This window comes from Halohasta sp. A2, assembly GCF_056175805.1.
Map to the genome: position 1 here is coordinate 1 of NZ_JAQFWV010000060.1, position 19,196 is coordinate 19,196.

20 protein-coding genes, 1 tRNA gene and 2 pseudogenes are annotated in these 19,196 nt (G+C 60.8%); 12 read left to right on the plus strand and 11 right to left on the minus strand.

Annotated elements, in window-relative coordinates; genetic code table 11:
• Positions 1-176: 176 nt before the first annotated feature.
• Positions 177-1,589 carry an FAD-binding oxidoreductase gene (locus tag O2S87_RS14215; RefSeq protein ID WP_475409445.1) on the minus strand — a complete coding sequence of 471 codons (1,413 nt, stop codon included), beginning with the start codon at positions 1,587-1,589 and terminating at the stop codon, positions 177-179.
• Between the two features lie 212 nt (positions 1,590-1,801).
• On the opposite strand from O2S87_RS14215, the gene O2S87_RS14220 reads away from it, so the two are divergent.
• The 3 genes from O2S87_RS14220 to O2S87_RS14230 are packed head-to-tail and all read left to right on the plus strand — an operon-like array spanning position 1,802 to position 4,894.
• Positions 1,802-2,671: a deoxyribonuclease IV gene (locus O2S87_RS14220; protein ID WP_475409446.1), complete on the plus strand. Its 870-nt coding sequence runs from the start codon at positions 1,802-1,804 to the stop codon at positions 2,669-2,671.
• A gap of 6 nt (positions 2,672-2,677) precedes the next feature.
• Positions 2,678-3,487: a class I SAM-dependent methyltransferase gene (locus tag O2S87_RS14225; protein WP_475409447.1), complete on the plus strand. Its 810-nt coding sequence runs from the start codon at positions 2,678-2,680 to the stop codon at positions 3,485-3,487.
• Positions 3,488-3,529: 42 nt separating this feature from the next.
• Positions 3,530-4,894, plus strand: coding sequence for a cytochrome P450 (locus tag O2S87_RS14230; RefSeq protein WP_475409448.1), 1,365 nt, complete (start codon positions 3,530-3,532; stop codon positions 4,892-4,894).
• A 1-nt stretch (position 4,895) separates the two neighbouring features.
• Here O2S87_RS14230 and O2S87_RS14235 read toward each other — a convergent pair whose 3' ends face one another.
• The 4 genes and pseudogenes from O2S87_RS14235 to O2S87_RS14250 form a co-directional block, all read right to left on the minus strand.
• On the minus strand, positions 4,896-5,411 hold the full coding sequence (locus tag O2S87_RS14235) for a DUF21 domain-containing protein (RefSeq protein WP_475409449.1): 516 nt from the start codon (positions 5,409-5,411) through the stop codon (positions 4,896-4,898).
• A gap of 54 nt (positions 5,412-5,465) precedes the next feature.
• Positions 5,466-6,137 (minus strand): annotated as a pseudogene (locus tag O2S87_RS14240) (phosphosulfolactate synthase); the annotation flags it as partial.
• A gap of 41 nt (positions 6,138-6,178) precedes the next feature.
• Positions 6,179-7,474, minus strand: a complete 1,296-nt coding sequence (locus O2S87_RS14245) for an RNA-guided endonuclease InsQ/TnpB family protein (RefSeq protein ID WP_475409450.1) — start codon at positions 7,472-7,474, stop codon at positions 6,179-6,181.
• Complete coding sequence (locus O2S87_RS14250) at positions 7,471-7,626, minus strand: DUF2080 family transposase-associated protein (protein ID WP_475409451.1); 156 nt, start codon at positions 7,624-7,626, stop codon at positions 7,471-7,473. The genes O2S87_RS14245 and O2S87_RS14250 overlap by 4 nt, the downstream gene beginning before the upstream one ends.
• Before the next feature lie 53 nt (positions 7,627-7,679).
• Here O2S87_RS14250 and tnpA point away from each other — a divergent pair, with 53 nt between their 5' ends.
• Positions 7,680-8,078 carry an IS200/IS605 family transposase gene (gene tnpA / locus O2S87_RS14255; RefSeq protein WP_475409452.1) on the plus strand — a complete coding sequence of 133 codons (399 nt, stop codon included), beginning with the start codon at positions 7,680-7,682 and terminating at the stop codon, positions 8,076-8,078.
• A gap of 35 nt (positions 8,079-8,113) precedes the next feature.
• Here tnpA and O2S87_RS14260 read toward each other — a convergent pair.
• The 3 genes and pseudogenes from O2S87_RS14260 to O2S87_RS14270 all read right to left on the minus strand — a co-directional run.
• Positions 8,114-8,290 (minus strand): annotated as a pseudogene (locus O2S87_RS14260) (phosphosulfolactate synthase); the annotation flags it as partial.
• A gap of 128 nt (positions 8,291-8,418) precedes the next feature.
• Positions 8,419-9,771, minus strand: coding sequence for an MmgE/PrpD family protein (locus O2S87_RS14265; protein WP_475409453.1), 1,353 nt, complete (start codon positions 9,769-9,771; stop codon positions 8,419-8,421).
• A gap of 97 nt (positions 9,772-9,868) precedes the next feature.
• The gene (locus O2S87_RS14270) at positions 9,869-10,528 is read right to left on the minus strand and encodes a DUF7095 family protein (RefSeq protein WP_475409454.1); all 660 of its coding nucleotides are present in this window, start codon (positions 10,526-10,528) and stop codon (positions 9,869-9,871) included.
• A gap of 208 nt (positions 10,529-10,736) precedes the next feature.
• Between O2S87_RS14270 and ncsA the strand changes: the two genes are divergently transcribed.
• Positions 10,737-11,702 carry a tRNA 2-thiolation protein NcsA gene (ncsA, locus tag O2S87_RS14275; RefSeq protein WP_475409455.1) on the plus strand — a complete coding sequence of 322 codons (966 nt, stop codon included), beginning with the start codon at positions 10,737-10,739 and terminating at the stop codon, positions 11,700-11,702.
• Between the two features lie 106 nt (positions 11,703-11,808).
• On the opposite strand, the gene ftsZ is transcribed toward ncsA, so the two are convergent.
• The 3 genes from ftsZ to O2S87_RS14290 form a co-directional block, all read right to left on the minus strand.
• Positions 11,809-12,984: a cell division protein FtsZ gene (gene ftsZ / locus O2S87_RS14280; RefSeq protein ID WP_475409456.1), complete on the minus strand. Its 1,176-nt coding sequence runs from the start codon at positions 12,982-12,984 to the stop codon at positions 11,809-11,811.
• A gap of 2 nt (positions 12,985-12,986) precedes the next feature.
• Entirely contained in the window at positions 12,987-13,169 is a 183-nt protein-coding gene (locus O2S87_RS14285) for a ribbon-helix-helix domain-containing protein (RefSeq protein ID WP_475409457.1), read from the minus strand.
• 620 nt (positions 13,170-13,789) lie between these two features.
• On the minus strand, positions 13,790-14,149 hold the full coding sequence (locus tag O2S87_RS14290) for a DUF7471 family protein (RefSeq protein WP_475409458.1): 360 nt from the start codon (positions 14,147-14,149) through the stop codon (positions 13,790-13,792).
• Between the two features lie 181 nt (positions 14,150-14,330).
• Between O2S87_RS14290 and O2S87_RS14295 the strand changes: the two genes are divergently transcribed.
• From O2S87_RS14295 to O2S87_RS14325, 7 genes are all read left to right on the plus strand, one after another.
• Positions 14,331-14,861 carry a winged helix-turn-helix transcriptional regulator gene (locus O2S87_RS14295; RefSeq protein ID WP_475409459.1) on the plus strand — a complete coding sequence of 177 codons (531 nt, stop codon included), beginning with the start codon at positions 14,331-14,333 and terminating at the stop codon, positions 14,859-14,861.
• 83 nt (positions 14,862-14,944) lie between these two features.
• Positions 14,945-15,018, plus strand: a tRNA-Tyr gene (locus O2S87_RS14300).
• Between the two features lie 429 nt (positions 15,019-15,447).
• Positions 15,448-16,056: a translation initiation factor IF-2 subunit beta gene (locus tag O2S87_RS14305; RefSeq protein WP_475409460.1), complete on the plus strand. Its 609-nt coding sequence runs from the start codon at positions 15,448-15,450 to the stop codon at positions 16,054-16,056.
• Positions 16,057-16,133: 77 nt separating this feature from the next.
• Positions 16,134-16,778: an HAD family hydrolase gene (locus O2S87_RS14310; protein WP_475409461.1), complete on the plus strand. Its 645-nt coding sequence runs from the start codon at positions 16,134-16,136 to the stop codon at positions 16,776-16,778.
• Between the two features lie 10 nt (positions 16,779-16,788).
• Positions 16,789-17,718, plus strand: a complete 930-nt coding sequence (gene cbiB, locus O2S87_RS14315) for an adenosylcobinamide-phosphate synthase CbiB (protein WP_475409462.1) — start codon at positions 16,789-16,791, stop codon at positions 17,716-17,718.
• Entirely contained in the window at positions 17,711-18,469 is a 759-nt protein-coding gene (gene cobS, locus O2S87_RS14320; RefSeq protein ID WP_475409463.1) for an adenosylcobinamide-GDP ribazoletransferase, read from the plus strand. Before cbiB ends, cobS begins: the two co-directional genes overlap by 8 nt.
• A complete protein-coding gene (locus O2S87_RS14325; RefSeq protein WP_475409464.1) occupies positions 18,454-19,065 on the plus strand; it encodes an NTP transferase domain-containing protein in 612 nt (203 codons plus the stop codon). Before cobS ends, O2S87_RS14325 begins: the two co-directional genes overlap by 16 nt.
• Positions 19,066-19,196: the final 131 nt, after the last annotated feature.

Here is a 19,196-nt window from a genome sequence, read left to right on the forward strand (position 1 = left end):
CCGCCGACAGCGACTGGATGCCGGTAGAACTCCCAGCCACCGTCTTGCTGGAGGCTAGCCAGCCACCGCAGACACAGATTCAGCACCTATTGGAGGAGATAGGGAGGCTCCCGATGTGATCAACTGATACTGGCACTGGTGTGCGAACCATCTTAGCCATCACGCCGATGTCTGTGTCAGCTGTCCGCCGCTGCACGCGGCGAGATGTTCTGGTTGACGTGAAACAGGTTCTCGGGGTCGTATTTTCGCTTCACGTCGACCAGCCGGTCGTAGTTCTCACCGAACAGCAGCTGTGCAGGATCCTCGGCGAACCCCGGGAAGTTGCCGTACCGGCCGCCGGTGACCGACAGCTCTTCGAACGCCGCGAACCCGTCGCGGGCCCATTGGATGTTGGCCTCGTCGTCTTCGGGATTCTCCCAGTTGGCCTCGAAGGTGAGCATGAACGGCTTGTCGCGATGCCAGAAGGCCGTGGCATCCTGTGTCACCTCAGCGACCGCACCGCCGAGCCACCAGATGTCGACCGTCGAAAGCGGCGAGGGTGCAGTCCTGTTGAACCGGATCACGAGGTCGATGACCTCGTCGGAGAGTGCTGTGAGGTAGGTCGATTTCCAGTAGTAGCGCAGGCCGTCGGGGTACTCCTCGTCGAGCAGCGTCTGAAGCTCCTCGTACCGCGTCGGTTCACTGAAGTCCATGATCGGGTCGGCGGCCTCGACGAGCGGCGCTACGACTGCCTCGGCTTCCTCTATGTCACCCCGCACGGAGCCGAAGAAGGCGATGGAGGGCTCGCCCCACAACTCGGTGGGGAACTCATCGAGTTCGGGAACGTGGGCCGTAAATGGAAGGACCGCGGCGGTCCGTGGGGCCGAGTCGATCCACTCACGGAAGCGGGCCAGCAGGCTGGCGGTTTCGTCACCGTGGTACCAGGTGAACACCTGATACACCTCGGGGCCGACGTCGTGGAGTTCGTACTCGAAGGCGGTGACCACGCCGAAGTTGCCGCCACCGCCCCGGACGGCCCAAAACAGGTCCTCGTGGTGGCAGTCGTTCGCCGTGCGAACCACACCGTCGGCAGTCACGATCTCGACTTCGACGAGATTGTCGACCGACAGCCCGAACTCCCGTGAGAGGTGGCCGTAGCCACCGTTGAGCGTTAATCCGGCGATTCCGGTCTCCGAGACGACCCCGAGCGGCGCGGCGAGGCTATACGGCTGGGTTTCGTGGTCTACGTCGCCCAGCGTCGCCCCGGCCTGCGCGCGGACCGTTCGGGTCTCCCGGTCGACGAACACACCGTCCATTCCCGACAGATCGAGCATGAGCCCACCGTCGGCGACAGCGTAGCCGGCGACGTTGTGGCCGCCGCCGTGGACGGCGAGTTCCAGGTCACACTCGCGGGCGAAGTTCACCGCAGCAGTGACGTCAGCCGTGCCGGTTGGCCGGACGATCACCGCGGGTCGACGGTCGATCATTCCGTTCCAGACCGAACGGACGGTGTCGTACTGCTCATCGTCGGGGCGGAGGACCTCCCCTCGGAGTTCCGTTCGTAACTCCGGGAGGTGCGATTCGATGTCCGAGCGTGATCGAGTAGCCATGATAGTTCACAAACAGTAATGATCGATCCGAACCGGCATAGAGATAGTTTGATAATAGCGTCGGGATGCAAACGGGTTCTCGACGAGTAGCACACCGATACCGTCGACACTACCGCCGGACGCTGTGCTTTTTGCGCACCACCGCTTTCTGTATTGTGACCTCGGAGTCCATCATCGAAGTCGCTTTGAGGCCCGTCGACCTACCAGCCAATATGAACGTCGGTGCACACGTTTCGATCTCGGGTTCGCGCGTCTCATCGGACACCGAAACCCCGGAGTACAGCGATATACGCAATGCAGTTCCCCGTCAAATGGCCTTTGGCGGCAACTGCGGCCAGATTTTCACCACCTCACCGCAGGTCTGGAAGCAGCCAGAAATTAGTGACGAGGCCGCCGAGGGATTCCGCGATCTCACCAGCGAGAAACTGGAAGGCCCATGGGTGATCCACGGCTCTTACCTCGTCAACCTCTGTACGCCGAAAGACGACCTCCGACAGAAATCCCTCGACAGCCTTCAGGCCGAACTCGATGCCGCTGAAAAGCTAAAAATCCCCTACGTTAACGTCCACCTCGGGGCCCACACCGGCGCAGGCGTCGACGGCGGCCTCGACAACGCGGCGAGCGTCATCGCTGACCTCGACGTGCCAGAGGACGTCCAGCTGCTCATCGAATCTGACGCCGGTAGCGGCACCAAACTCGGCGGCGAGTTCGACCACCTCGCAGGGATCATCGACCGGACGGACGAGGAGATCGGCATCTGTATCGACACTGCCCACACGCTCGTCGCGGGCAACGATCTCACGACGCCCGAAGCTGTCGACGAGACCATCGGCCGCTTCGACGACGTGGTCGGCCTCGAACACCTGAAATACATCCATCTCAACGACTCGAAACACGACGTCGGCACCCACAAGGACGAACACGCCCTGATCGGCGAGGGGTACATCGGCGAAGACGGCATGCGCGCCATCGTCAACCACCCCGACCTCAGGGACCTCCCGTTCGCACTCGAAACCCCGACCGAAGACGGCAAGGGCTTTTCGTGGAACATCGCCAAAACCAAAGAGCTCCGCGAGAACTGATCGGCCGTGCGCCGGTTTTCCGCCGAGTATCTCGAACAGACCCGCGAGGGGATGTGGGCCGACTCCCGCGAAGCACTCGTCGACCTCGATCTCTCGGGCCGGACCCACATCCTTGATGTCGGCTGCGGCACGGGCGAACTTACCCGTGTATTGGCCGCCGACTCAGCTGCGGAGGTCGTCGGCTGTGACGCCGACACTGATCTGTTAACAGTCGCCAGCGAGCACGTACCAGTCGTTGCTGGTGATGCACTGCGCCTACCTTTTAAACATGACAGTTTCGACCTCGTGGTCTGTCAGGCACTGCTTATAAACCTCCCCGATCCGGCCGCCGCCCTCGGTGAGTTCACTCGCGTCTCGTCGGATCTCGTGGCTGCGGTCGAGCCGAACAACGCAGCGGTGAGCGTCGACTCCACGGTGAGCGAGGAGGTCGACCTCGAAACGCGTGTACGCCAAGCGTACCTCCGGGGCGTCGAAACGGACGTCGCCCTCGGCGACCGAACCGAGGGGCTGTTCACGGAGGCGGGACTCGACGTGGTGTCGACCCGCCGCTACCGTCACGAAAAGCGAACCGAACCCCCGTACGGCGAGGCCGCGCTCACGGATGCGGCCCGCAAGGCCAGCGGCGCGGGCCTCGCGGACCACGAGGCGGAACTCCGCCGCGGGATGGAAGGCCGGGAGTCGACCTACGACGATCTGCGCCGCGAGTGGCGCGAGATGGGCCGTAGCGTCATCGAGGCGATGCAGGCGGGTGACTACGAGCGCGTCGAACACGTCCCATTCGACGTAACGGTTGGGCGGGTCGACCGAACGGGGTAATCATGGCAAACATATTTTTTAGTTGCTCAGAAAGTCTTACATATGGCTGAGCAATCCGAGTCGCAGGCTCCACCGGCGTACGAGCGGGAGCCGCCGACACACGACGGGCTACCGGTGATCGGAAACACCCATCAACTCGTTTCTGAGCAGGGTGGGCTGTACGAGGATGCCGCCAAAGGTGGCGATCTTGTCAAACTCCAACTGCTCGGCATAGGTGATTTCTATCTGGTGAGCAGCCCCGATCTCGCCGAGCGGATTCTCGTCGATGACCACGGCCGATTCAAAAAAGCGACCCAGAGCAAAGACGACCTCGGGAGCCTGCTCGGAAACGGGCTCATCCTTAGCGAGGGCGAGCTGTGGGAACGTCAGCGCCAGCGGATCGAACCCGCGTTCTACATGGGCCGCATCAAACAGTACACCGACACAATGGTCGACGAGATCGGACAGGCGGCCGCCGACTGGGAGGGCGAGCCGACCGTCGACATCGAGGACGAAATGAAGGCGCTCACGCTCCGGATCCTGATCAAAGCGATCTTCGGCACTGAGATCGACTACGAGGAGCGGGGAATCCGAGCGACGATCAAACAGTTACAGGAGCCAGGCGAGCCAGCCAACCAGCCCATCGCCCGGATGGTTCCCGAGTGGGTGCCGATCCCGATGTGGCGGCGCTACAGCGAGGGGATCGCGGAAATGGAGTCGATCATCGAGACGTTCATCGAGGCCCGCAGGGGTGAGGTCGACGCCCACGACGACCTGCTGTCGATGGTGCTTGGCGGCACCGACGACGACGGCGAGACGATGTCCGAGAAACTCGTCCGCGACGAACTGATGACGTTCCTGTTTGCGGGCCACGATACGACCGCGACCGCGCTGACGTTCACGTGGTTCCTGCTCGCCCAGCATCCCGAGGTCGACCGGCGACTCGCTGTAGAACTCGACGAGGTGCTCGACGGCCGCCAACCGACGTTCGAGGACCTCCCAAAACTCGAATATACCGAACAGGTGCTCAAAGAGGCAATGCGGCTGTATCCCCCAGTGCCGCAGATCCCGCGGGAGCCGACCGAGGACGTGACTCTCGACGGCTACCACGTCCCGGCCGGGTCGATGGTCGTGCCCTCACAGTGGGTGATTCATCGCGACGAGCGGTTCTGGGATGATCCCGAGGAGTTCCGCCCCGAGCGGTTCGCTGGCGGTAGCGACCGACCGGCGTTCGCCTACTTCCCGTTCGGCGGCGGACCACGGCGCTGTATCGGCCAGCAGTTCGCCATGGTCGAAGGAAAACTTATCCTCGCGGCGCTCGCCCAACAGTACCGGCTCGATCTGGTCTCGGATCCCGACATCAACCTCTCGGTTAGCATCACCACCCAACCACTCGACCCTATCGAGATGCGGATTACGCCTCGGTAGACTAGTCGACGTACGGTTTTTCGATCTCGGAGTCGGCGCTCAACCACTCGTTGAAACGGCCCGTAATCACATCGAGAACCGTGATGACTGGCGAGAGCGCCCGCTCGACGAGTCGGACGGGGCCGACGACCCGCAACGACCACGTTTCGGCATTGCCGAGGCCAAAGGCCTTGGGGACGATCTCGCCGCAGATGAGGATCACGAGACTCGTCACCAGCGTCGTGACGACGACCGCTGTCCCAGCGGGCACGTAGCTGACGACGAGCACCGTGATGATGCTCGAAATGGCGATGTTGACGATGTTGTTGCCGACCAACAGCGTCACGAGTAGTCGGTGTGGGTCGTCACGTAACTCCTGGAGGAGTCGACCGTCGGCCTCGTCGGTGGCCGCCAACTTGTCTATCTGCTCGGTCGACAACGAGAAAATCGCGATCTCCGAACTCGAAAAGAAGGCGCTGAACAACAACAAAACGAGCGTTACACCGATTCCGGCCACCGTAACCGTCGAGGAGATCATACCAACTATCGGGACAGGTTAGTAACAAATCTGTTGACAGAGAGATTCAGACCGTCACTCGCGCGTGTAGGTCACCGTCCGACCCCAGCTGCTCTTTTTGCCCCACAGCCCCGAGCGCATGCATTCGAGTTCGACAATCTGGGAGTTGTCGACGAACAGATTAACGTTCGGTCCAAAGTTCTTGATGTACCACTCGAAGACCTCGGGATCGGCGGCCTCGAAGACGCAGTTTTCGATGCCGACCTCGTTGGCGATGGCGAAGGCGACGTCGGTCCGCCAGTCGCGGACCTGCTCGGTGATCCCCTCGGATTCGACCATGATCTTGTACGCGCCAGCGTCGAGATGCCGTTTTGCTTCCCGGATCGCACTGCCGGGGTCGATCTCGGGCTCGCTTTCGAGTTCTTCGACGCTCGAAGCGCCGCCCGCGCCGAACTGGACGTTGATCTCGGGTTTCGGCTTCAGGTCGTGGTCGGCGACGAGTTCGGTCAGTGCGACCATATCCTCGGTGCCGGTCGCCAGAAACCCGCTGGAGACCTCAACGATGTCGAAGCCCAACTCGCCTGCCTCGGCGACGTACTGTTCTACCTTGTCGTGATCTCGGACGAGGACGTTCTCGATGAAGCCGCCCGTAGAGACCGAGACGTCGTACTCGTGACAGATGTCGATGAGTTCGCGGACCGCCGACTCGGGCATCAGCGCGAACGAGCCACCCGAGAACTTGTGAACCGCCTCGGGGTCAAGCCCCGAGGCTTCTGTCTTCCCGCAGTTTAGTCTGACACTCCCACAGTCCTCGACTCCACACCCCGAGATGGGTCACGGTCGTCTCGATCGGACGAATGGGTTGCGGTCGGGGCGTCCACGGCCCCCGATGCCTGCCGTCGCACCTTCCGAACAACGGGAAGACTGTTGAGAGCAGGCACATTCCAATTCTGATGCTTCCTGATACCTTTCACGGCGATGTTGACGCTCGCACCACGGTCGCTGTGGTCTTGATGCTCACAATCCTTGCACTTGAACCGCTTCTTGTTGCGGTTCGCTCGCTCTGTATGTCCACACATCGGGCACCGTTGACTCGTGTACTCGGGAGCAATCCATCCTGTCGGAATGCCCTCGAACGAAGCCTTGTACGACGTGTAGTATTGCAGAGCGCGGAACGGGAGGTGGTGCAAGCGTCGGTTCATCCGGGTGCCGTAGTCAATACTGTCGCGCATCTCTTTGAGGTCTTCAAAGACGATGCACGACTTCTCGAACTGACAGCTCCACTCCACGATGTGACGGCTCACCTTGTGAAGGCGGTCGCGGACGAACCGTTCCTCACGCCCTTCGAGTGCGTCGTGGATGCTGTCCTTCCCCGCGTTCTGCACGCGCTTTCGCATCGTGAAGTAGCGGTGACGCTCGAACTTGATTTCGGGGAAGTCGATAACCACTGTGTCTTCGACGCAATCCTCGGAGAGTGCGGTGAGCGCCACGTTATCCTCGTTCACGTCCACGCCGACGACCGTCTGTGAGTCCTGCTTGTCACGGACGGTGCGTTCGGTATTGCGGATATTGACGTGGAGTTCCGGCTCACCGTCACACCACAGCGTCTCGGACGTTGTGACCTTCCACTCGCCGCTCTTGAGCGCGATTTTGAGGAGGTCGAGGTGGGTATCACTTCCGTCAAGGACGCCCTTGACGTGGTTATACGGTTTTGCGCTGATTCGGAACACCACATCGCCTTCATCGGTGAGCGAGAGATTGTATCCCTCCGTGAAGTTTGCTCGAAGCGGGTATGTGCCATCCTTTGTGTGGCTGGGTCTGCCGAAGTCGTCGTACTCGTAGTAGTTCTCCATCGCCCCGAGTGCCTTGGCGACGATGCGCTGGGTCGTGTTCTTCACGAGAGCGGCGTCGTCTTCGAGGCGGGGCGAAATCGAGTTCCAGTCTGCGCCCTCTTTGGCGAGGTGGATGGTCTCGTTGTACACCGAGCGGGCTTCGAGCGTGGCCTCGTACAGCAGGCCCTCGTTGTCACTCTGGATGTTGAGTTGGAAGTCCAGCGTCTTGACGAGAGCCTGTGTGTCGGTCATTCTTCGTCCTGTTTGGTGGGTTCTGAGATACGGACAACCTTCACGTCCGCGCCACGCCAGCGTTTGGGGACGGTGACGTGGGCACTGTTCCCGAACGGTTTGACTTCGCCGTTGAGAACTTCTTCGCCGTCGATTTCAAAGCGATTCACCATATCTGAGTATATCCATTGGATATACTTAACTGTGTTGGTGGTGTGGGCTTGATATGGGCGAGAAGCGGTCGAATCTCACGGTGTACAACGTCAACTACCACTTCGTGTGGTGTCCAAAGTATCGTCACTCGATACTCGAACCAATCGAGGACTCGTTGGAAGCGAGTTTCCGCGACGTATGCGACGAGTACGGCTACGAAATACTGTCGTTGCACATCTCACCAGACCACATGCATCTGTTCCTCTCCACTCACCCGAAGCACGCACCGAGCAAGATTGTTCGGACGGTCAAAAGCGTCACGGCCCGGAAGATTTGGGAACAACACGAGTCTTTCTTGGAGAAGTATCTGTGGGGCGGTGGGTTCTGGGAACGTTCGTACTTTATCGGGACTGCGGGAACCGTCTCAACAGAGACGATTGAACGGTACATCGAACGAACAGAACACGTCTAAGTGTCGGCTTCACCCTCGGGGTCAAGCCCCGAGGCACTCGCCTTGCTTTCTCTGTAGATGTCGACGTACTGGCCCATCGTCTCGAAGATGTCCCGAAGCTCGCGGGGACCCATTGGATCGTAGTAGGGCCCACGCATCTCCGTAATGCCCGTGTCACGTGGCTTTTCGGGGCGGTGGTTCTGGTGGAGGAACTCGAAGGTGCGGTCGACCATGGCTCTCTTGACGGTCGAGCATCACTTAGCGGTAGTTCCCAGCTACTCTCCAGCTACCGGTGGTCGCGAGCCCATCGTCTATCGGCTGATCGACGGTCGATGGGTCGAGGAGGAACTCCATGCGAGGGTTAGTCGAATAGTTCGGTGAAGTCGGCCACGTCGTACTGTTCGAGCGTGCGGACGGTGTCGACGAAGCCGTACCGATGGGTGTCGTCGAACCGATTGCGTGCCATCTCGTGGAACTTCGCCTCGACGTCTTCCCAATCCATCGGATCGGTCGGGTGGCCTCGGAAGGCGCTCTTTTCGATAGTATGGGCAGTCTCGTCGTTGAGTTCAATCTCGATGCGGGCGGGCATCTCGCCAGCTTCGAATCGGTCGGTGAACGCCGAGTCCTCGTCGACCGTGACCGTCCGAAGCAGGTTCTGTACGTCCTCGCGGTTGATCCGCTCGGGCTCGTAGGCCGCGTTCGTGAGTTCGCGGTCGATGAGCGCGACCGCCAACATGTACGGCAGCGAGTGGTCAGCCTGGGCCTTGGTCTTGACCTCGTAGCGTGAGCCCTCGCCACCACCGATGATGAGCTTTGCGCCCGCGAAGGTATCGAGGTGGATCGACGCCACCTCGTCGGGATCGAGATCGTGGTCCGCAGCGAGTTCGATCACACCTTCGACGGCTGACTGAGCGTAGGTCTCGGCCACGTAGCGTTTGGTCATGGTATCGAACACGCGCTCACAGCTAGGATCGAGGTCGACCGCGAACTCACCTGAAATCGTGTCCTTCCAGCCTTTTTGCCCCTCGAAGAGATCCGTTGGTCCCTCGACACCGTTGCGCGCGAGGAAGCACGAATAGACCGCGTTCCGGGCGGCGTTCGCGCTCGCCAGCCCCTTCCACTCGTTAATCCCTCCGGTTCGAGTCACACGCAACGCATTGTGGGCAGTTCCCGCGATTCCGAGCGCGTTCCGGATCTCGTCGTGAGAGAGGTCGAGGATCTTCGCTGCTCCGGCCGCGGCGGCGATGACGGTGTGGGTGACGTGATCCCACCCCTTGTCCCGTACTGGGGCGTTCCACGCCAACTCGCCCTGTACTTCGTAGGTGACGCCGATGGCCTCAATCAACTCGTGGCCCGAGGCGTCGACTACCTCGCCGCACGCCACTGCACTCGCGATTGTGTCGCTCGGATGGGGCGTCTCGCCGGGGGCGAGAAACGAGTCCATGTAGTCGAGATACCGAGTCAGTGCAGTGTTATACATCGCTGCCTGATTCGGAGGAACCGACTCGCCGCGCCCCCAGAGTCGACACGGCCCTTCAGTCCCGAACTCTGTCACAGTCTCGCCAACCGCGTCGACCGGTGGTGCGCCCATCGCGCCGATTGCGATTCCCGCAGAGTCGAGAACGCGCTTTTTGAGTTCTTCGACCGTCTCTTCGGAGAACTCGTCGTACGAGACTCCACGAATGAAACTCGCCAGTTCGTCGGTGGAAGTCATACGTCATTGGCGACGGGCAGCCCCAAAGCACTGCTGGCCACATTTAATATCGCAGTATGGGATTTATGAGGGGAAAATCGACTGTCGTCTCCGCCGTTTATACAACATCACCGCGCACAGTCGAGCCGGTCTGTTCAGCGCGGTAGCGACCGACTGCCTCGGCAGCTTCGGCGGCTGTTTCCTCGTCGACGCCCATCATTTCGAGCGCGCCCGCAAGCGTTGGAAACGGGAGCTCGCCGCCCCGGAGTTTGTCGAGGAGATCCGTATCGCGCTGGCCGTCGACCCACAGGCAGACGCCGCGCGGGTCGAGAATCTGCTCGTAGGCCTCGCGGGCGAGCGCGCCGCGGAGTCGCTGGGTAACGTTCTCGTCGAAACTCGCATTACACACTTCGAGATGGACGGGCTCGCTTTCGCCCAGCAAGTGGGCCGCGAGACACTTCTCGGGAGCAGCGTGACCGTTGTCGTTGGCCCGAACGTGTTCGGGATATTTCTCGGCCCATTCAGCGGAGACGCTCTGGCCGACACCCTTGATCCCGTGGCTTTCGTAGTAGGTCTCGGCGGCCTCGCTGTCACCGCGGAGCCGGATGTCTTTTTTAACGTAGATATCGAGTCGATCGATCGGGTCGAGACCAAGCGCCACATCGCCGTACACCCAGAGTTCGCGGATCGGAACTGCCATCGGCTCTGTGTCGACCGTCTCGATCAGTTGCTCGACGCGATCGAGGGCGGCGTCCCTGTCAAGAGTTCCATCTGTCATTGCTACGTTGTCCGTGCGCACCAGGCAAACGGCTTTCGACCGGAAATCCTGGCTAATCGACAGCGAACGGGCCTTGCGAGTCGCTGTCGACGGATTCGACCACGGAGCGGTGAGAACACACAATAAAGCAAATATCGCTATATCAATTCCGCTTGATTGGGTTTCGGAGACGAAACCGGTATCCCCGCTGGCCAGCAAGCAATCGCCAATGAAGTGCGACAAGTGCGACCACGAGGCGGTTATGCAGGCAGCGTATTCGGGCGCGCACCTGTGTGAAACCCATCTGTGTCTGTCGGTCGACAAGCGTGTCCGTCGACGCATCCGCGAGGACGCCCTGCTGTCGCCCGAAAGCACGCCCGAAAACCCCGAAAAGTGGGTCATCGGTCTCTCAGGGGGGAAGGATAGCGTCGTGTTGACCCACATTCTGGACGAAACGTTCGGCAAGGACCCACGGGTCGAGATGATGGCGCTGACGATTCACGAGGGGATCGAAGGCTACCGGGATGCAAGCGTCGACGCCTGTGTCGAACTCGCTGCGGAGCTCGATATGCGCCACGAGATGGTCAGCTACGAAGAGGAGTTCGACGTGCGGATGGACGACGTGGCCGAAGACGATCCGTTGAATATGGCTCCCTGTGCGTACTGCGGGGTGTTCCGCCGGGACCTGCTCGAAGGATACGCCGACGAGTTCGGCGCGGACAAGTTGCTGACGGGACACAACCTCGACGACGAGGCCCAAACCGCCCTGATGAACGTGTTGGAGGGAGATGTCAAACAGATCGCCAAGCATTTCGACGCCAGCCTCGGGAGTTTCGAGGATCGAAACAAAGGAACCGATTTCATTCCACGAGCCAAACCGCTTCGCGATGTACCGGAAAAAGAGGTCGCACTCTACGCACACATCAAGGACCTACCCGCACACATCACCGAGTGTCCCCACGCCAGCGAGGCCTACCGCGGTGAGATTCAAAAACTCCTGTGGAAGCTCGAAGAGAACCATCCCGGCACCCGCCACTCGATCATGTCGGGCTACGAGGAGTTGGCCGAACTGACCGCCGAACGCTACCGCGGCGACAAACGAAGTGAACTCAACGAGTGTGAGCAGTGTGGGTCAAAAACCGGGAGCCGCGTCTGTCGAAAGTGTCGACTGATCGAATCAATACACGCCGTGTGAACTACCCTACCCTACTTGCTCACGGCTGACACCGTTCGCTCGTTGAGGAAGGGGGCTTAGCACCTAGGTTCAGCTAAAATAGCGAGAACCACCAACGGGACCGACGTTAGCGGATAACGTCGAGTCCGTTGGACCGTTCGAGATCGGGCTCGTCGTGGCCACCGTCGGACTGCCACGAGGCCGTCTCGGTCGGCTCAGAGAGCGGTTGACCCTGCTGGTCGAGGCTGGCGCGTGATTTGTCGGCCTGTTTTTGGGCCGTCGGGCCGAGCACTTGCGCGCTCTGGACGCCGGTCATGATCGCCATCACCCGGACTTTGCCCTTGTAGTTGTCCTGAATCCGTGCGCCCCAGATCACGTTCGCGCTCGCTTCGAGGCGCTCGGTGATGTTGTCGGCGATGCCTTCGGCCTCCTTGAGTGTGAGGTCCGGTCCGCCAGTGATGTGGACTAGTCCACCCGACGCACCGCGGTAGTCGACATCCAAGAGGGGATGATTCATCGCTTCGTTGACCACCTCTTGGGTCTTGTTTTTGTCCTGGGTTTCGCCGACGAGCATCACCGCGACGCCGCCCTGATTCATGATTGACGACATATCCGCGTAGTCGAGGTTGATCAGCGACGGCTGGGTGATCGTCTCCGAGATCCCTTTGACCGTTTCGGCGATGATCTGGTCCATCACCGAGAAGGCCTTGCCGATCGGCAGGTTCGGCACGTAGTCGAGCAGTCGGTTGTTGTCGAGTACAATGATCGAATCGGCCGTGTTTCGGAGCCGTTCGAGCCCCTCTTCGGCCTTGACCGTGCGTGCACGCTCGACGTTGAACGGCGTCGAGACCATCCCAACGACGATCGCACCCTGCTCTTTGGCGATTTTCGAGACGACCGGTGCGGCACCAGTACCGGTGCCGCCACCCATCCCTGCGGTGACGAACACGAGGTCCGCCTCACCGAGGACCTCTTTGATCGTCCCTTGGGCCATTTCGGTGGCGCGTTCGCCCATTTCGGGGTCGCCACCGGCACCGAGTCCTGCGGTCAGTGATTTGCCGACGAGGATCTTGGTGTCTGCCTCGATCATCTTCAGGTGCTGTTTGTCCGTGTTGATCGCGATCGTGTCGGCACCGTCGACGCCGATGTTGTACAGTCGGTTGATCGTGTTGTTGCCTGCTCCACCACAGCCAACGATAACGATCCGTGGATCGCCGAACTCGTCGTCGTCGTCGAGCGCGGCATCCATGCTCCGCTGTTCAGCCTCGGCGTTTTCGAGTGCTTCTTGGACGATATCCTGCATGGTTATACTTTCGCCCAATTTCGGTCGCTGTTCGATCGTCGCGGTTCGGCCTCGTCGTGTTCATTGAGCATATCGCGGACAGCCGACCGGATCGCTTCGCTCCGGTTGGGAAATTGGCCAGTGTTGACCATTTCCTCGACTTCCTCGATCTGCTGCTTTGGAATTCGTAGTGTCACACGCTCCATGCTTACATTCCCCGGTAAGACCGTCGACAGCACAGTGCCAGGTGTGTCCTTCCAGATGACGGAGGGGGGACAGATCACCCAACTGACTGACGCTGTAAGACGATTGTCTTACGCAACTTTACCGTTATGCTGAATGTATATAAAACTACCGCGGGTGTAAGACGAGAAACGTATTACGCAGGGAGAGGGTCTCTTGTGCCTTGTTTTCTACCGTATTCAAAAATATCGCTTCTTGCTCGATGGCGTTGTCGACAACGTACATCGAATCGTCAGTCACGACCGTTCACGCCGAAACCTACCTCCTTAGCCGCAGATGAGCGGTTTTTGCGGATCGAGTTCGAGCGCTGAGTGTTGTCGGCTCCATACTGCGTTGTGATGTAGATTCCGTTGGGGTTGATTCCTAATCGAGAGCACACTCATAGATAGATGTCTTACGATTCGTGTTGCTCAACAAAACTACCTCAATGGAATAGAAATAGCGAGTTATACGGCGTATATCTAACGGTTTATTCAGTATTTAGTGTTGTCCGACACCATTATCCACAGTTTTCAAAGAACGTAGTTTCGAAGATGTCGGTCAGCTACCCGCCCTGTCGACCGACAAGAGCCCATTGCGTCGGTCAGTTGGAGTCGAGCGACCGTCCTTCGGTGGATCGGGCGTAGTAGATCGCAGCCAGTACGAGCCCCATCATCACAACGTCGAGTGAGTGCTCGAACGAGTGGTGCAGACTGCTATCCATACCGCTGGTCAGATAGATGAGTCCCAACGCCGTTTTCGCGAGAAACGTCGAAAAGGCGACCGTGATGAGGAGATACGACGTCGACCGACGCTTGACGAATGCCACGAACGAGAGCACTGCGACGAGTATCGACAACACCATTCCAACACCGAGAGCGACGATAAGCAGATTGTCGGACAGTGAGCCTCCGAAGTGGAGGGCGAAAAGAACCGCAACGGAATGTGACGATAGTGACGGCATGTGATTTATCTGCGAAGAGCCACGGTTTTTCGGGTATCTGTTCGCAGTAGCTACATCGACTCATCAGTTTTGGTTCAGTCAACGAACCCGACCGGCGGACCGTGACATATAGAAGCTACTGCGCCAAGTAATCTGTAGTGCTGAATCGGTGCGTTCGCTCTGTCGCTGGGGATACTACACAATGACTGGAACACGAAATCGAATCGCACAGCAGGTTCGTCAGATCCCCGGAATCCATTTCAACGAACTCACTCGGACGCTTGAGCTTGCACCGGGGCAGGTCCAGTACCATCTTAGGCAACTCAAACGCTCGAACGATGTCGTCGAAGAGTCGCTGTACGGGCGAACACATTACTACACGCCCGAGTATCGAACCTGGGAACGGGGAGCGTTGGCCGTGCTCCGGCGGGAAACCGCACGGGACATCCTCATACATCTCATGGCCAACGGCCCAAGTGCGCCAAATGCAGTCGTCGACGAGGTCGACATCGGGCGCAGTACGCTCGAATGGCATCTCGACCACCTCGTCGAACAGGACCTCGTCGAAAAGAAGCGCGACGCTCGAAACCACGTCACGCTCGTTCTGTTATACCCCGAGGAGACGGCCCGGATGCTTCGGTTGGTCGAACCGTCGGTCGCCGACCGACTGGTCGACCGGTTCATGCGACTCGTCGACGGGCTGCTCGAAGAACCGGCAAACGGCGAGCCCTGATCGCTCTATGGGAACCCTCAGACGGCTTCGTTTCGTGAGCGAACAGTAACCCTTAATGGCGGCAGTGGGATAGACGTCAGTGACCGCCCTTAGCTCAGCCTGGTAGAGCAGTCGACTGTAGATCGACTTGTCCCCCGTTCAATTCGGGGAGGGCGGACTGTGAGATTTGAACGTAGTGAGAATCTCGAAAAATGAGTAGCGAGGGACTCACAGATTTCCTCGGACGATGCGAACGGCTGCTTCGCACCCGTGAGCAGACGGCGCAGCCGCGAGCATTCTCCTGCACGGAGTATACAGTGAGAAATGTCTCCAGACCTGAATTGCAGACGAGTCACAGCCACGAACGGCGAGCGGAGCGAGCCACACGCCCCGACGGTCTCGACGAGTTCAATTCAGGGAGGGCTGATTTGTTTATATACCTGCCGCGCTGCAATGTGTATCTAAATCCGACAACACAGCCAGTCGACCGCCCTTGTGAGAGACCGCCACCGTCGACGCAGCAGTAGCAGACCGCGAACTCGTGTCGCCGAATCCGCAGCGAGGGGGAGTTGGCAAGCCATTTACCCCCGGCTCCCGACGTGACCGTATGGACTACGAATCGAACTTAGATCGGGCTATCGACGAACTGCCGGATCTCGGCGGCTCCGACGAGCGGCTCGATGTGCCGGACGCCAAGGTGCAGAAAGACGGTGCGTTCACGCGATTTACCAACCTCTCGGCGATCGCCGACGCACTGGATCGCGACCCCGAACATCTCCACAGTTCGATCCAGCGTGAGCTGGGGACAGCAGGTCAGTACGAAGACGGTCGCGCACGATACAACGGGACGTTCTCGCCCGCCGAGATGGACGCCGCCGTGGAGTCGTATATCGCCGAGTACGTCACCTGCTCAGAGTGTGGCCTTCCCGACACCCGACTCGTGACTGAAAACCGAACCCAGATGCTTCGGTGCGAGGCCTGTGGGGCGTTCCGACCGGTCGCCAAGCGCCGCCGCACCAGCCAACAAACCAGCACGCCGGATATCGAAGAGGGAAAAACCTACGAAGTCGAGATCACCGGAACCGGCCGCAAGGGCGACGGTGTCGCCGAACGCGGCAAGTACACCATTTTCGTCCCCGGTGCCCAAGAGGGCGATGTCGTCGAGATCTATATCAACAACGTCAGCGGCACGCTCGCGTTCGCCCGACTCGCGTAATTTCGGTTGGAGATTCGTTTGCGACCGGTACAGCGTCGACCGGTGTTTTCAAGCCGTTAGTATCGTATCGACAGACAGTGAGCCCTGAAACTGCGATCTCCTTTGATCTGTTCGGGACGCTCGTCGACTGTGAGCTACCCGCTGATCCGGGTCGTGCGGTCGCCGTCGAACTCCGCAAGCGCGGCGTCAGGGTGCCCGACGACTGGAATGTGGCCTACACTGAGGCCCACATCGACGCTCCCGAGGGAGCCGAAATCCCGCTTGCGGCCCACGTCAGCGCCGCACTTGCCAGCCGCGGTGTCGAGACCACGGACAACGCTCCCCGGCGCGCGGTCGTCTCGGCGTTCGATCCGGTTGTCGAGACCCGGCCTGGGAGCCGTGCGGCAATCGAGGCGGCCCGCGAGTACGGCCCAGTCGGGCTGTTGTCGAACTGTTCGGTTTCCGAGTTGGTTGGCCGGACCCTGATTCGCTCGGAACTCTCTCGTGAGTCGTTCGACCACATCGTCACCAGCGTCGCCTGTGGCTGGCGCAAACCCGACCAACGGGCGTTCGAAACGATCGCCGACGGACTCGGCGTCGACGTCGATCGACTCGTCCACATCGGCGACAGCCCCGCGACCGACGGTGGCATCGAAGCCTGTGGCGGAACGTTCGTCGACGTGACTGAAACGCCGCTCACCGAACTCGCCGACCGACTCAACGAGGTCACCACAGACCTATGAGAGGTGTACAATGTCGGTGACCAGTGCCGTGGTCGTGCTCAGCGTGGGCCTGGCCGACCGACTGATCGGCGAGCCGCCGGCCCGGCTGCATCCGGTCGTCTGGTTCGGTCGACTCGTCGCCCCGGTCGACCGTGCGTGGCGGTATCCACGGGCCGTGGGCACGGTGGCGGCGCTCGGATTATCATCGTTGGCCGCCGTCGTGGTGTGGCTGGCGGTCACCGCGGCGGGCGTCGTTCATCCAGTTGCCGCGGCCGGCGTCGCCGCCTTCGTCCTGTTTTCGTCGACGAGTCTTCGGCTGCTCTGTGAGATCAGCCGCGAGGTGATCGAACTCTCGGAGCGCGACCTTTCGCGTGCGCGTGAAAAGCTGCGAGCGCTCGCCGGTCGTGATGCAACTGAGCTTTCGGGCGACCTGGTTCGAAGTGCGGCCGTCGAAAGCGCCGCTGAGAACCTCTCGGATGGCTTTGTCGCGCCGTTGTCGGCGTTCGGGCTCGTTTCGGTCGGCGGCTCGCTGCTCGGCGAGCCGGTGGCTGCGCTGCCGGTTGCGACGGCGGCCGCCGCCTGGGTCAAGGCGGTCAACACGATGGACTCGATGGTCGGCTACCGGTCGAAGCCGGTGGGATGGGCCAGCGCACGGCTCGACGACCTGGTGATGTGGCTTCCCGCCAGGCTGACTGCGGTCGGTCTCGCAGCTACCATCGGTTCTGTCAGCCCGCTTGTCACCGGTCGACGCTGGGCGCGGATTCCGGCCTCGCCGAACGCCGGCTGGCCGATGTCGACGCTGGCGGCGGCGCTCGGTGTCCGGCTCGAAAAGCCCGAGACCTACACGCTCGCTCCGCTGGCCGACCTGCCGACAGTCGACGAGGCCTACCGTGGCGTCGGCATCGTCGAGCGTGCCGGGTGGCTCGTGCTACTCGCGTGGGCGGTGATCGCCTTTGTATAGTCCGATATCGGCTGTCCGTGGCGCGTTCGGCTTTCTGACACGGCTGCCGGTGGGCGGCGACGCTGACGACTGGGAGGCGTTCGGTCGACAGCCGTACACGATGCCGCTGATCGGCTACCTCATTGGCGGGGTTGCTGGCCTCGCGTTCTTGCTGCCGGTCCAGCCACCGACCGTCGTTGCGGTGTATCTCGTCGGCCTGTACGCCCTTGTCGGCATCACGCACGCCGATGGGTTGGCCGATGTCGGGGATGCAATCGGGGTCCACGGCGACCGCGAGCGTCGACGCGAGGTGTTGAAGGATTCGGCAACCGGTGTCGGTGGGGTGCTTCTGATGGGGGTAACGCTGATCGTGCTCGCGCTCGGCGCACTCAGCTTTGCTGGGATCGATTCGCGAACCGCGTTTCGGCTCGTGATCGCCGCCGAGGTCGGCGCGAAACTCGGAATGGCGCTCGTCGTCTGTTACGGTCGACCGGCCCACGAGGGGTTGGGCTCACAGCTCGTCGGTCAGCTCGATAGATCCGATTTCGCGTCGGCGCTGCTGGTGGCGGTACCGGCAGTGGCGCTGGCACCGAACGGCGCGTCGGCCGCGCTGATCGGTGCGGTTGCCACTGGGCCACTCGTCGGCGCAGTGCTCTTGACATGGAGCCACACCGCGCTCGGCGGCGTCAACGGCGATGTGATCGGGGCGACGAACGAACTCGCTCGCGCTGTCGCGCTCCATCTGGGGGTGTCGGTATGGATTCTTCTGTGAGCGGCCCCCCTACACTAAACGCCCTGGTGATGTGCGGGGGTCGCGGCACACGACTCCGACCGGCGATCGGCGAGACCGAAAAACCGCTCGTCGAGATCGACGGCCAGCCGATGGTCGACCACGTGCTGTCGGCGCTCGGCGAGAGTCGCGTCGAGACCATCTTCGCGGCGGTCTCGCCAGCAACGCCCGAGACGGCCGACTGGCTGGCCGACACCAGCGACGTCCGACTCGTCGAAACGCCCGGTGAGGGCTACGTCGCCGATCTATCGGCCGCACTCGAGAGGGTCGGAACCCCTATTCTGACGGTCACGTCGGATCTTCCGCTTCTGGCGGGCCGGGATGTCGACCGCGCGATCGATACCGCTGACGGCGAGTCGCTGGCGGTCTGTGTGCCGCGCTCGCTCGTCGAGGACATCGGCGCGAGCGTAGAGACGACCGTCGACCACGAAGGCCACGCAGTCGTGCCGACAGGACTGAACGTCGTCGGTTCTCGGGCCGATCGTCGCGTTGTCTGGGAGGTGGCTCGGCTCGCTTGCAACGTCAACTATCCACGTGATCTTCGCTGTGTGACAGCAGTACTCACTGATTCAGAATAACTGGCTAGCACTACTTCTGGGGTTTAGACTGGAGCCAAGGAGATCTGGGGAGAAACATCGACGAGGTCGGTGCAACTTGTCGGGATCTGCTCAGGTTTGACGAAACTTCAGCTGAGATTCGACGCTCCAAC